13 protein-coding genes are annotated in these 11,922 nt (G+C 67.6%); 2 read left to right on the top strand and 11 right to left on the bottom strand.

Going from position 1 to position 11,922, the window contains the following annotated elements:
- The 8 genes from FOH10_RS13760 to FOH10_RS13725 form a co-directional block, all read right to left on the bottom strand.
- Nucleotides 1-2,463 (bottom strand): NADH-quinone oxidoreductase subunit G, encoded by a 2,463-nt coding sequence (locus FOH10_RS13760; RefSeq protein WP_143980992.1) that lies wholly within the window; start codon nt 2,461-2,463, stop codon nt 1-3.
- Nucleotides 2,460-3,785, bottom strand: coding sequence for an NADH-quinone oxidoreductase subunit NuoF (gene nuoF / locus FOH10_RS13755; RefSeq protein WP_143980991.1), 1,326 nt, complete (start codon nt 3,783-3,785; stop codon nt 2,460-2,462). Before nuoF ends, FOH10_RS13760 begins: the two co-directional genes overlap by 4 nt.
- Complete coding sequence (nuoE, locus tag FOH10_RS13750; RefSeq protein WP_029927518.1) at nt 3,782-4,477, bottom strand: NADH-quinone oxidoreductase subunit NuoE; 696 nt, start codon at nt 4,475-4,477, stop codon at nt 3,782-3,784. The genes nuoF and nuoE overlap by 4 nt, the downstream gene beginning before the upstream one ends.
- Nucleotides 4,474-5,832: an NADH dehydrogenase (quinone) subunit D gene (nuoD, locus tag FOH10_RS13745; protein WP_143980990.1), complete on the bottom strand. Its 1,359-nt coding sequence runs from the start codon at nt 5,830-5,832 to the stop codon at nt 4,474-4,476. Before nuoD ends, nuoE begins: the two co-directional genes overlap by 4 nt.
- Entirely contained in the window at nt 5,832-6,548 is a 717-nt protein-coding gene (locus FOH10_RS13740; RefSeq protein WP_051037225.1) for an NADH-quinone oxidoreductase subunit C, read from the bottom strand. Before FOH10_RS13740 ends, nuoD begins: the two co-directional genes overlap by 1 nt.
- 95 nt (nt 6,549-6,643) lie before the next feature.
- Nucleotides 6,644-7,198, bottom strand: a complete 555-nt coding sequence (locus tag FOH10_RS13735; RefSeq protein ID WP_029927522.1) for a NuoB/complex I 20 kDa subunit family protein — start codon at nt 7,196-7,198, stop codon at nt 6,644-6,646.
- Nucleotides 7,199-7,305: 107 nt separating this feature from the next.
- On the bottom strand, nt 7,306-7,686 hold the full coding sequence (locus FOH10_RS13730) for an NADH-quinone oxidoreductase subunit A (protein ID WP_029927524.1): 381 nt from the start codon (nt 7,684-7,686) through the stop codon (nt 7,306-7,308).
- Nucleotides 7,687-7,996: 310 nt separating this feature from the next.
- A complete protein-coding gene (locus FOH10_RS13725) occupies nt 7,997-8,416 on the bottom strand; it encodes an Rv3143 family two-component system response regulator (protein ID WP_039813852.1) in 420 nt (139 codons plus the stop codon).
- A gap of 207 nt (nt 8,417-8,623) precedes the next feature.
- Between FOH10_RS13725 and FOH10_RS13720 the strand changes: the two genes are divergently transcribed.
- Nucleotides 8,624-9,052 (top strand): CBS domain-containing protein, encoded by a 429-nt coding sequence (locus tag FOH10_RS13720; protein ID WP_143984078.1) that lies wholly within the window; start codon nt 8,624-8,626, stop codon nt 9,050-9,052.
- A gap of 407 nt (nt 9,053-9,459) precedes the next feature.
- Here the strand turns inward: FOH10_RS13720 and FOH10_RS13715 are convergent, their stop codons facing one another.
- On the bottom strand, nt 9,460-9,981 hold the full coding sequence (locus tag FOH10_RS13715) for a DUF1772 domain-containing protein (RefSeq protein ID WP_143980989.1): 522 nt from the start codon (nt 9,979-9,981) through the stop codon (nt 9,460-9,462).
- Between the two features lie 78 nt (nt 9,982-10,059).
- Here FOH10_RS13715 and FOH10_RS13710 point away from each other — a divergent pair, with 78 nt between their 5' ends.
- Entirely contained in the window at nt 10,060-10,536 is a 477-nt protein-coding gene (locus FOH10_RS13710; protein WP_143980988.1) for a MarR family winged helix-turn-helix transcriptional regulator, read from the top strand.
- 31 nt (nt 10,537-10,567) lie between these two features.
- On the opposite strand, the gene FOH10_RS13705 is transcribed toward FOH10_RS13710, so the two are convergent.
- Complete coding sequence (locus FOH10_RS13705) at nt 10,568-11,500, bottom strand: phosphotriesterase family protein (protein WP_143980987.1); 933 nt, start codon at nt 11,498-11,500, stop codon at nt 10,568-10,570.
- The gene (locus FOH10_RS13700) at nt 11,497-11,922 is read right to left on the bottom strand and encodes a carboxymuconolactone decarboxylase family protein (RefSeq protein ID WP_143980986.1); all 426 of its coding nucleotides are present in this window, start codon (nt 11,920-11,922) and stop codon (nt 11,497-11,499) included. The genes FOH10_RS13705 and FOH10_RS13700 overlap by 4 nt, the downstream gene beginning before the upstream one ends.

The raw sequence follows: 11,922 nt of genomic DNA, 5'->3' as shown, positions 1-11,922 counted from the left end.
TCACTCACGGTGGTCCTCCCGTCGGATGCGCACCAGGTGGCCGGGTGTCGTGCCGAGTTGCACGAGCACATCGGACCCGGGCGAGTTCATGGGCAGCCACACCACGCGATCCGGCATTTCGGTGATCACCAGCGGGAGGGTGATGTGGCCGTGGTCGGTGCCGACGGTGACCGGATCGCCGGTGGTGGCACCGATCTCGGCGGCGGTGTGCGGGGACAGGCGCACCACGGGGGTGCGGGCGGTCCCGGCCAGATTGGGTTCGCCGTCCTGGAGGCGACCCCGGTCGACGAGCATGCGCCAGCCCGCCAGGACGGCGGTGCCGGAGGAGGGCTGCGGTATCGGATGCGGCCGGTGTACGGGGGCCGCGGCGGCCGGTCCGGACCAGACGCCGAGATCGGCGAGTTCGGCGCGGGCGTGGGCGGTATCGGGTACGCCGAGATCGATACCCAGTTCCGCCGCAATGGCATTCAGCACCCGGTGCTCGGGCAGCGGGGCCGCCTCGCGGCGCACGGTGGCGTCGCGCAGTGCGGCCTCGAACGGCCGGTGGCGGCCCTCCCAGGTGAGGAAGGTACCGGCCTTCTCCATGGCGGAGGCCACGGGGAACACCACGTCGGCGCGGCCGGTGATATCGCTGTGCCGCAGTTCCAGGCTGATCACGAAGCGGGCGGAGTCGATGGCGGCCAGCGCGGCGTGCGGATCGGGCAGGTCGCCGACCTCCACCCCGCCGACCACCAGCGCGCCGAGTGTCGGTGCGGCGGCGAGGATTCCGGCGGTGTCGCGGCCGGGGGCGGCCGGGAGGTCGTCGATGTTCCAGGCGTCGCGCACCTCGTGTCGGGCCTGCGGATCGGCGACCGGTCGGCCGCCGGGCAGCAGTACCGGCAGGGCTCCGGCCTCGATCGCGCCGCGCTCGCCCGCGCGGCGCGGCACCCAGGCCAGGGCCGCCCCGGTCTCCTCGGCCAGCCGGGTGGCGGCGGAGAGTCCGCCGGAGGCTCCGGCCAGTCGCTCACCCACCATGATCACCGCGCCCGGCCGCCGCAGCAGGTCCGTGATGCGCTGTGCGACAGCGGGATCGACGAGTCCGACGGTGTCGCCGCCGCGCAGCGCCTCCAGGATGTGCGGTTCGGCGCCGGGGGACGCGGGCACCAGCGTGCCGGACATCTTCTCCAGCCCCGGGGTCAGGAAGGGAGCGAGGCCGAAGACCGCCGTGCCGTTCTTGCGGGCCGCCTTGCGCAGCCGCAGGTACACGATCGGCGATTCCTCTTCCGGCTCGAATCCGACCAGCAGCACCGCCGGAGCCTGCTCCAGCGCACCGTAGTCGACGCTGATGCCCTGTCCGGCGACGCGGGCCGCCAGGAAGTCGGCCTCCTCGGCGGAGTGGTCGCGGGAGCGGAAGTCGATGTCATTGGTGCCCAGCACGACGCGCGCGAACTTCGAGTACGCGTAGGCGTCCTCGAGGGTGACGCGTCCGCCCACCAGCACCGCGGCATTGCCGTGCGCCCCGGCCATGCCGGCGGCCGCGGCGGCCAGCGCCTCCGACCAGGAGGCGGGGGCGAGCCGACCGTCCCAGCCGCGCACCATCGGGGTGGTGAGCCGGTCCCGTTCGGTGGCGTACTGGAAGGCGAAACGGCCCTTGTCGCAGTTCCATTCCTCGTTCACCTGCGGATCGTCACCGGCCAGGCGACGCATGACCTTGCCGCGCCGATGGTCGGTGCGCTGGGCGCAGCCGGAGGCGCAGTGCTCGCACACCGCCGGACTCGAGACCAGGTCGAAGGGTCGCGCGCGGAACCGGTAGGTGCTGCCGGTGAGCGCGCCCACCGGGCAGATCTGCACGGTGTTACCGGAGAAGTAGGAGTCGAAGCTCTCGCCCTGGGCGATGCCGACCTGTTCCACCGCACCGCGTTCCATGAGTTCGATGAACGGATCACCGGCCACCTGCTGCGCGAAGCGGGTGCAGCGGGCGCACAGCACACACCGCTCCCGGTCCAGCAGAATGGCCGAGGACAGCGGAATCGGCTTGGGGTAGGTGCGCTTCTCGCCCTCGAAGCGGGACTCCGCGCGGCCGTTGGACATGGCCTGGTTCTGCAACGGGCATTCACCGCCCTTGTCGCAGACCGGGCAGTCCAGCGGATGGTTGATGAGCAGCAGCTCCATCACGCCCTCCTGTGCCTTGGCGGCCACCGGCGAGGAGAGCTGCGTGTGCACCACCATGCCGTCGGCGACCGCCATGGTGCAGGAGGCGACGGGTTTGCGCTGTCCCTCGACCTCGACGATGCACTGGCGGCACGCGCCCACCGGCTCGAGCAGCGGGTGGTCGCAGAAGCGCGGGATCTGAATGCCGATCAGCTCGGCCGCCCGGATCACCAGGGTGCCCGCGGGCACGCTGACAGTGGTGCCGTCGATGGTGACGCTCACCAGATCGGCGGGTGCGGTGTCGCTGTCGTTGCTGCTGACTGTCGCGGTCATCGCGCTCCTTCAGCCGTATCCGCCCAGACGGTGGTCCGGGACGGGTCGAAAGGACATGCGCCGTACCGGATGTGGTCGGCGTATTCGTCGCGGAAGTACTTCAGCGAGGAGAAGATGGGGCTGGCGGCGCCGTCGCCGAGGGCACAGAAGGATTTGCCGTTGATGTTGTCGGCGATATCGGCCAGCTTGTCGAGATCGGTGCTGTGCCCCTGACCGCTTTCCAGGCGTTGCAGCAGCTGCACCAGCCAGTACGTGCCCTCGCGGCACGGTGTGCACTTGCCGCAGGATTCGTGGGCGTAGAACTCGGTCCAGCGCAGCACCGCCCGCACCACACAGGTGGTGTCGTCGAAGATTTGCAGCGCCTTGGTGCCGAGCATGGAGCCCGCGGCGGCGACACCCTCGTAATCCAGTGCGACGTCGAGATGTTCGGCGGTGAACAGGGGAGTGGAGGAGCCGCCGGGTGTCCAGAATTTCAGCGTGTGGCCCGCACGGACGCCGCCCGCGTAGGACAGCAACTCCCGCAGGGTGATTCCCAGGGGCGCTTCATACTGCCCCGGTCGCGTCACGTGACCGGAGAGCGAGTAGATGGTGGTGCCCGGCGACTTCTCGGTGCCGAAGGACCGGAACCACTCGACGCCACGGGCGAGGATACTGGGCACCGACGCGATGGACTCGACGTTGTTGACCACCGTCGGGCAGGCGTAGAGCCCGGCCACCGCGGGGAACGGCGGGCGCAGGCGCGGCTGCCCGCGCCGACCCTCCAGGGAGTCCAGCAGTGCGGTCTCCTCACCGCAGATGTACGCGCCCGCTCCGGCGTGAACGACGATCTCCAGGTCGTACCCCGAGCCGAGGATATTGCGGCCGATATAGCCCGCCGCGTACGCCTCGTCCACGGCGGTCTGCAAGCGCCGCAGCACCGGCAGCACTTCACCGCGCAGATAGATGAAGGCGTGCGAGGCGCGAATCGCGTAGGCGGCGATGATGACGCCTTCGACCAGCAGGTGCGGGCTGGCCATCATGAGCGGAATGTCCTTGCAGGTGCCCGGTTCCGACTCGTCGGCGTTGACGACCAGGTAGTGCGGCTTCTCGATGCCGTCCGGGCCGGGGCCCTGCGGGATGAAGCCCCACTTCATGCCGGTGGGGAAGCCCGCGCCGCCGCGGCCGCGCAGCCCCGCGTCCTTGACGGTGGCGATCACCTCGTCCGGATGCATCTTCAGCGCCTTGGGCAGGGCCCGGTAGCCCTCCTGGCGGCGATAGGACTTCAGGGTCCACGACTCGGGCTCGGCCCAGTGCCGGGTGAGCACCGGCGTCAATGTCGTCACTGAGCGCCTCCGTCGGTCGGATTTTCTTGCACCGCATGCAAACCCGCGAGGGTTGCCGGTCCGGGAGCGCCGTCGTTGGCTCCGGGGCGCTGATCCGGATAGCCGGCGAGGATGCGGGCGGTTTCGCGGAAGGTGCACAGCGGTGCGCCGCTGCGGGTGCCGGTGACCTGGTCGCCGCGCCGCAGCGCGTCGACCAGCGCCCGTGCCGATTCCGGCGTCTGGTTGTCGAAGAACTCCCAGTTCACCATCATGACGGGCGCGTAGTCGCAGGCCGCGTTGCACTCGATGTGTTCGAGCGTCACCGCGCCGTCGGCGGTGGTCTCGCCGTGCCGGATTCCCAGATGCTCCTTCAGCGTCGCGAGGATCTCGTCGCCGCCCATGACCGCGCACAGCGTATTGGTGCACACGCCCACGTGGTAGTCGCCGGTGGGTGTGCGCCGGTACATGGAGTAGAAGGTGGCGACCGCGGTCACCTCGGCATCGGTCAATCCCAGCTGCCCGGCGCAGAATTCGATGCCGGTGCCGGAGACGTAGCCCTCCACCGACTGCACCAGGTGCAGCAGCGGCAGCAGCGCGGATCGCGGATGCGGGTAGCGCGCGATGATCTCCCGGGCCTCCACCTCCAGGCGGTCGTGCACCTGCTGCGGGTAGGGAATCGGCCTGGTGGTCAGGTTGAGCAGTATCTCGGTCATCGGTCCACGCCTCCCATCACCGGGTCGATACTCGCCACCGCGGCGATGACGTCGGCGACCATGCCGCCCTCGCACATCGCCGCCACCGCTTGCAGATTCGTGAACGAGGGATCGCGGTAGTGCACCCGGTACGGGCGGGTGCCGCCGTCGCTGACCATGTGCACGCCGAGTTCACCGCGCGGGGATTCCACCGCCGTGTAGACCTGACCGGCCGGCACCCGGATACCCTCGGTCACGATCTTGAAGTGGTGGATCAGCGCCTCCATGGAGGTGCCCATGATCTTGCCGATGTGCTGCGGCGAGTTGCCGAGTCCGTCCGGACCCAGCGCCAGGTCCGCGGGCCAGGCCACCTTCTTGTCGCTCACCATCACCGGGCCGGGCCGCAGCTTGTCGAGGCACTGCTCGACGATCTTGAGCGATTCCTTCATCTCGTTGACGCGAATCAGGTAGCGCCCGTAGCAGTCACAGCCGGTATCGGTCATGACATCGAATTCGTAGTCCTCGTAGCCGCAGTACGGCTGGGACTTGCGCAGATCGTGCGGCAGGCCGGTCGAGCGCAGCACCGGACCGGTGATGCCCAGCGCCATGCAGCCGGTGAGATCCAGGTACCCGACATTGCGGGTGCGGGCCTTCCAGATCGGGTTCTCGTTGAGCAGCAGTTCCAGATCCCGCAGGCGTTTCGGCATGATGGCCAGCAGTTCGCGCACCTTGGTGACGCCGTCTTCCGGCAGATCCTGCGCCAGGCCGCCGGGGCGGATGTAGGCGTGGTTCATCCGCAGACCGGTGATGGTCTCGAACACGTCGAGGATGAGTTCACGCTCCCGGAAGCCGAACAGCATCGGGGTGAGCGCTCCCAGCTCCATGCCGCCGGTGGCCAGCGCCACCAGATGTGAGGAGATGCGGTTGAGCTCCATGAGCATGACCCGCACCACGCTGGCGCGCTCGGGAATGTCGTCGGTGATGTCGAGCAGCTTCTCCAGCGCCAGGCAGTACGCCGTCTCGTTGAAGAACGGCGACAGATAGTCCATGCGGGTGACGAAGGTGACGCCCTGCACCCACGGCCGGTACTCGAGATTCTTCTCGATGCCGGTGTGCAGGTAGCCGATTCCGCACCGGGCCTCGGTGACGGTCTCGCCCTCGATCTCCAGGATGAGCCGCAGCACCCCGTGTGTGGAGGGGTGCTGGGGACCCATATTGACGACGATGCGCTCCTCGGCGACACCGTCGAGCGCGGCGGAGATCTCGTCCCAGTCGTTGCCGACCACCGTCACGGCGCGTTCCGGCTTCGGATCGTGCGGTGAGACGGGTGTTTCCGGCGCACCTGAACCTGTGCGCCGGGTGTCGATGTCGTTCATCAGGAGTAAGCCCTCCGCTCGTCGGGCGGCGGGATGCGCGCGCCCTTGTACTCGACCGGAATTCCGCCGAGCGGGTAGTCCTTGCGCTGCGGATGCCCGCGCCAGTCGTCGGGCATGGAGATGCGGGTCAGCGAGGGATGACCGTCGAACAGGATGCCGAAGAAGTCGTAGGTCTCCCGCTCGTGCCAGTCCGTGGTGGGGTAGACGGCATAGAGCGAGGGGATGTGCGGGTCGGCGTCGGGCGCCGAAACCTCCACCCGCAGACGGCGATTGTGGGTGATGGAGTTGAGCTGGTAGACCGCGTGCAGCTCGCGATCCTGGTCGTCGGGATAGTGCACGCCGCTCACGCCCAGGCACAGCTCGAACCGCAGCGCCGGATCGTCGCGCAGGGTGCGGGCGACCGCGACCAGATGTTCGCGGCGTACGTGCAGGGTGAGTTCGCCGCGGAAGACCACGATCTTCTCCACGGCTGCCTCGAACTCCGCTCCGAGCGCGGCGCGCAGGGTGGCGACGAGTCCGTCGAAGTAGCCGCCGTAGGGCGGTTCGGTGCCGCCGGGCAGCGTGACGGTGCGCACCAGGCGGCCGTAGCCGGAGGTGTCGCCGGTGCCGGAGACCCCGAACATGCCGCGCCGCACGCCGATGATCTCATCGGGTGCGGGTCCGGATTCCGCTGTGCCGTTGTCGTTCTCGGTTTCGTCCTGGATCGGACCCGCCATGCTCGGTGGTTCGATCGGTTCGTTCGATTCGCCGTGCTTGCGTTCGTCCACGGCCGCCTCCGGGGGACTCTCGGTCCTACTGGGTGAATCGAAGGTCATCGCAGTAGACCCCTCATCTGAATGGTCGGGGTGGAGGCCAGGGCGGCGGCCTCGGCGGCCTTGATCGCTTCCTCGCGATTAACGCCGAGCGGAGCCTCCTGAATCTTCTCGTGCAGTTTCAGGATGGCGTTCAACAGCATCTCCGGCCGCGGGGGGCAGCCGGGCAGGTAGATGTCGACCGGCACCACGTGGTCGACGCCCTGCACGATGGCGTAGTTGTTGAACATGCCGCCGGACGAGGCGCAAACGCCCATGGCCAGCACCCATTTCGGTTCGGTCATCTGGTCGTAGACCTGACGCAGGACGGGGGCCATCTTCTGGCTCACCCGTCCCGCCACGATCATGAGATCGGCCTGGCGCGGCGAGGCGCGGAACGCCTCCATGCCGAAGCGGGCGATGTCGAATCGCCCGCCGCCGGTGGCCATCATCTCGATCGCACAGCACGCCAGGCCGAAGGTGGCGGGCCACAGTGAGCCCTTGCGCAGGTAGCCCGCCATATCCTCGACCGTGCTCAGCAGAAACCCGCTGGGCAGCTTCTCCTCGAGACCCATTTCGGATTCTTCTCCAGACTTCTCGCGCCGGACCCCGCGTGCGGGCGCACCGGCGCTGATCGGAATTCCCGTCAGCCGTCGTTCGATTCAGCCCTGTCGCACGCGAATCAGTCCCAACTGAGTCCGCCGCGTCGCCACTCGTAGGCGTAGGCCACCGAGACGTTGAAGATGAACAGCGCCATCGCCGCCAGCCCGAACAGGCCCAGCGAGTCGAAGTGCACCGCCCACGGGTACAGGAACACGATCTCGATGTCGAAGATGATGAACAGCATCGCGGTGAGGTAGTACTTCACCGGAAAGCGTTGTCCAGCAGCGTTTCCCGGACCACCGGCGATGGCGTGCGGCGTCGGTTCGATACCGCACTCGTAGGGTTCGAGCTTGGCCCGGTTGTAGCGCTTGGGGCCGATGAGGGCCGCGAGAGCTAGCGAGAACAGTGCGAACGCCGCGGCGATCGCACCGAGAACAAGAGTCGGCACCTCGATATTCACAACCGCACTACCCCTCCTTGCGAGCTGGACGCATTCGGACGGCATGCTGCCGAGGCGGGCTGACTTCGTCGTCATGCCGGGCCAGTCTCGCCCCTCAGGCACTCGCCGGGGATGCGGGCGGTCGGGACCTGGCACGGCGGATTAATACCGAATCGGACTGATACCTCGGCTCGCACCCATGTGAGCTACGGCACAGCCTACAACTCGGACGTCGGGATGCAGCAATTTTCGGCGCGGCGTTTGATCGAATTCAGAACGCCCATTCATGACCAATCGGACGCAATGGGCGAACGTCACGTGACGGGGTGGGCTACGCGGCCGTCCGGTTGCGCAGTACCCCGACGACGGCGTCGGTCAGCCGGATCGGATCGATCGGATGCGACACCGCCGCGTCCGCGCGGGACCAGTTCGCCAGCCAGACATCGTCGGGGCGACCGGTGATCACGACCAGCGGTGGGCAGTCGGCGATTTCGTCCTTGAGCTGCTTCGCCAACCCGAGTCCGCCGGCGGGCTGGGCCTCGCCGTCCAGGATGGCGATATCGACCGCACCGGCGTCCAGGCGCTCGATCACCACCGGCGCGGTCGCCACCTCGAGGTAGTCGAACTGCTCCAGGTCGGGACGCGGCTTTCGACCCAGGGCCAGCATGATCTGGCTCCGGGTGTCGGCGTCGTTGCTGTACACGAGCACCCGCAGCGCGGCGGGACGTTTCGCTTCGGCCACGTTCGGCATGGTACGTGCCGCGGGTCGCTCCGCGCGGCAGCTTGACGCTTTCGGTCCGCGCGTCGCCGGAAAATCTTCGCAACACGGACACCTTGAGTCCCGCCCGGTTCGTTCAACATCCGCATTAACGGTCGAATCGCAATCGTTGCTGGTCACGGGCGGTGAATCGCGAGATCCTGGAGGCATCGACGTCGAATTCACTGGGTGGTGGACAGTATGCGAATTTCCGAGATCCTGCGCAGGAAAGGTTCCGATGTAGTCACGATCGCACCCGATGCCACGGTGCACGCACTGCTTGAAATCCTCGCCACCAACAATGTTGGCGCAGTGGTGGTTTCGCCGGATGCGTCCTATATGGTCGGTATTGTCTCCGAGCGCGACGTGGTACGTGCCCTGCACCGGCACGGCGCCGTCGTCCTCGGGCGGCCGGTCTCGGAAATCATGACCGACGTCGTCCACACCTGCTGTCCGGAAGACCGCGTCGAAACCCTCAATGCCCGGATGACCGAGCACCGCATCCGCCATCTACCCGTGGTGCGCGACGGCCGCATGATCGGCATCGTCAGCATCGGCGATGTGGTGAAGAGTCAGATCGCCGAACTGGAGACCGAGCGCGAACATCTGGTGCAGTACCTGCACGGATGAGGCAGCGCGTGCATGTCTGCACTCAATGCCATTGCGCATTCGGGATATCCGCAATGGGCCTGCGGGCACAAACAACGCCCCCGGATTTTTCCGGGGGCGTTTCGGTATTCGATTATGCGATTGCAAACGGACGTTACAGGCGGTTGACCCGCATAAACGATTCCTGCCCGTCGTCGTCGGCATTCATGGCTTCATTCCAGTTGTCGTGCGCCTGCCCATTGGGCCCAGGATCCAACACCAATTCTCGCACCGTGTCCTCCTTCTACGGACGCTCGAGTACGCATCGCCCGTCACGTGACACGAATGCCTCGATGAACGCGCCGCCCCGCGATCAGTGATGCGATAGTTCATAGGTTCCATCGAAACGTGTCTGCGAAACCTGCGAATCTCGAGTTGGCGATATTGCGTCATGCGGCGGTGGCCGAGAGTGGCCGCCGGTCCCCGGCTCCCGCGACACCCGACAGCGACAGCGCGCGCAGCAGGCAGAGCCAACCGACGGCGGCGAGCACCATGCGCGGATAGTTCAGCGTCGTCCACAGTCCGACGAACGATTCGACGCGGTCGGCGTCCCAGTCGTCGCCGCCGTTCTGGAACACCAGCATCTGGGTGGCGAAGTAGGCGTAGGTCGAGATCGACGACAGCGTCATGATCGCGGCTCCCGCCAGCCACCAGTTCCGCAGCGGGGTCGCGGCGCGGCGCGCGACGAACAGGCAGATCAGCGACAGCAGTGCCACCACCGGGGAGACGAACGGCCAGAAGGCGCGCCCCGCCTTGTGGAATCCGGAGGTTTGCATGGTGGCGAGTACCTGTTCGGGCGGAGCCTCCGCCCACAGCGGTATGACCGCGAGCTTCTCGTACAGCCCGCCGCCGAACTGGATGCTCACGAAGATCACCAGCACCCACAGCCAGATGGTGCGTTTGAACGTCATGATCGTACTTCCCTTCACCCGGTACTCTCGGTATCAGAGTCTCTCTGCAATAGAGAGATTAGGAAGGAGCAGCACGCTATGGGATCCGGGAACACCCGGAGTTCGGCCCTGAACTCGCTACAGGCCGAGTTCCGCATTCAGGCCGTCCGCACGGTCACCTTCCACACCGCGGTCGCCGCCCGCCTCGGCATCACCGCCGCCGACCTGAGCTGCCTGAACGTACTCAGCCTCGAAGGCCCGCGCACCCCCGGCGAACTGGCCGCCCGCATCGGCATCACCCGTGGCGGAGCGGTGACCGCCATGCTCGACCGCCTGGAGACCGCGGGCTATGTCCACCGCCGCCGCGACACCGCCGACCGCCGCCGCGTCCTGGTGGAACTGGACGCCGCCCGCGCGACCGAGCTGGTCTCACCACTGTTCCAGGGCATGGGCGCGGCGGTCGGGGCTCGACTGGCCGAGTACGGCGACGCCGAACTGCGTCTGCTGCGCGACATGCTGGCCTCGGTGAACGAGGCAGCGGCGGAAGCGATCGCGGAGCTGCGCGACGGGCGGTGAGTAACCAGCGGAGTCGCTGTCGTGGCCACCGCTATCGCACGTGGTCTCGCTGTTCGCGGACGTGTGATCTCCAGTGCGTGCTGAACGCGTTGGCGGGGTTGGTGACGAAAGCGGCGGTGGCGATGTCGGACCCGAGTTCGTTCTCGACGCGGGACCGCAGGGTATCGAGCAGGAAGGCCATCCCGGGGCCGTCGGCGTTGGAGCGCGCCGAGGCGGTGACGGTGTCTCCGCCGAGCAGGATCCGGTCGGCATGCCCGCTGTCGACCAGGGCTGCGATGTTGTCGAGAAGGTGCCAGTCGACGGCGTGGTGCGCCCGGGAAGGTCCTTCGAACCCGACGAATGCGCCGGCGGCGGCGATCTGCCGGTGAATCGCGCGGTCCGGGAACCGGTGCAGATGGCCGAGGATGACGCGCTGCGGCGCCACATCGTGGGTTCCGGCGAGTTCATCGAGCACGGCCAGAGCTGCGGTGCCGCCCTCGAGGTGGACACCGATCGGCGCCCCGGTCGCGTGGTGGGCGGTCGCCGCGGCGGCAAAGACGTGTCGGGCGTGTTCGTCGATGTGGTGAAAGGCTCCGGCCACCTTGATGAGTCCCGCACGTACCGGTGCCGCGGTGAGCTCGTGTACGAACAGCTCGGCGAGATCGTCGTGGACGGCCGCCAATGCGGCGGGATCGTAGTGTTTGGCCTGATGCAGCCCGGTGGCGGCGACCAGATGCACACCGGATCGCCGGGACAGCTCAGGGAGGTCGGCCAGGCGAGGCCCCATGCCCCACGGTGTCCACTGCACCACCGCCTGCCCGCCCAGCGCCGCGAACGAATTCAATTCGGCCAGTGCGGCATCGGCGTCGTCGAGTTCTTGGCCGTGCAGCTGGGGTGAACGAATGAACAGGTGATCGTGTGCGTTGCAGACACCCAGGTGCTCGGGCTCGATATCGCCGAGCACGGTGCGGATCGTGCCGGTCACCGGGTGGACTCCTCGGCCTCGGTGAGCGCTGCGGTGGCCACCCGCAGACCGGCCAGCGCCTTGGGCACTCCGATATAGGGAGCCAGATGCGCGAAGACCTCGAGGATCTCCTCGCGGGACAGTCCCACCCGCAGAGAGGTTTTCACATGTCCGTTCAATTGCGGGTCCACACCGCCGAGCGCGGTCAGTGCGGCCAGGTTGACCAGCTGACGATCCCGCAGCGACAGATTCCCGCGCTGATAGGTGCCACCGAACAGTGCGGTGACGATCCAGTCGGCGAAGCCGGGCACCCAGCTCTCCAAACCGGGCAGTGCAGCGTGCTGGGTGTCTTCGTCCTGTAGCAGGTCCAGCACCCGGTAGCCCTCCTCGCGGTCGAACCGGGCCGGAGTCAGCTGCTGGGACAGGTCAGCGGTGTTCGTCAT

Source organism: Nocardia otitidiscaviarum (assembly GCF_007362295.1).
GTDB classification, from domain to species: Bacteria; Actinomycetota; Actinomycetes; order Mycobacteriales; family Mycobacteriaceae; genus Nocardia; species Nocardia otitidiscaviarum.
The sequence above is the reverse complement of the archived record's forward strand: the minus strand, read 5'-3'. Positions and strand labels throughout refer to the sequence as shown.

Bases quoted from the DNA above. Each gene is read 5' to 3' on its own strand.
- FOH10_RS13740 (WP_051037225.1), bottom strand. From the start codon at position 6,548: ATGGCGGGTCCGATCCAGGACGAAACCGAGAACGACAACGGCACAGCG.
- FOH10_RS13700 (WP_143980986.1), bottom strand. From the start codon at position 11,922: ATGACGAACACCGCTGACCTGTCCCAGCAGCTGACTCCGGCCCGGTTC.
- FOH10_RS13720 (WP_143984078.1), top strand. From the start codon at position 8,624: ATGCGAATTTCCGAGATCCTGCGCAGGAAAGGTTCCGATGTAGTCACG.
- FOH10_RS13715 (WP_143980989.1), bottom strand. From the start codon at position 9,981: ATGACGTTCAAACGCACCATCTGGCTGTGGGTGCTGGTGATCTTCGTG.
- FOH10_RS13735 (WP_029927522.1), bottom strand. From the start codon at position 7,198: ATGGGTCTCGAGGAGAAGCTGCCCAGCGGGTTTCTGCTGAGCACGGTC.
- FOH10_RS13760 (WP_143980992.1), bottom strand. From the start codon at position 2,463: ATGACCGCGACAGTCAGCAGCAACGACAGCGACACCGCACCCGCCGAT.
- FOH10_RS13725 (WP_039813852.1), bottom strand. From the start codon at position 8,416: ATGCCGAACGTGGCCGAAGCGAAACGTCCCGCCGCGCTGCGGGTGCTC.
- nuoD (WP_143980990.1), bottom strand. From the start codon at position 5,832: ATGAACGACATCGACACCCGGCGCACAGGTTCAGGTGCGCCGGAAACA.
- nuoE (WP_029927518.1), bottom strand. From the start codon at position 4,477: ATGACCGAGATACTGCTCAACCTGACCACCAGGCCGATTCCCTACCCG.
- FOH10_RS13710 (WP_143980988.1), top strand. From the start codon at position 10,060: ATGGGATCCGGGAACACCCGGAGTTCGGCCCTGAACTCGCTACAGGCC.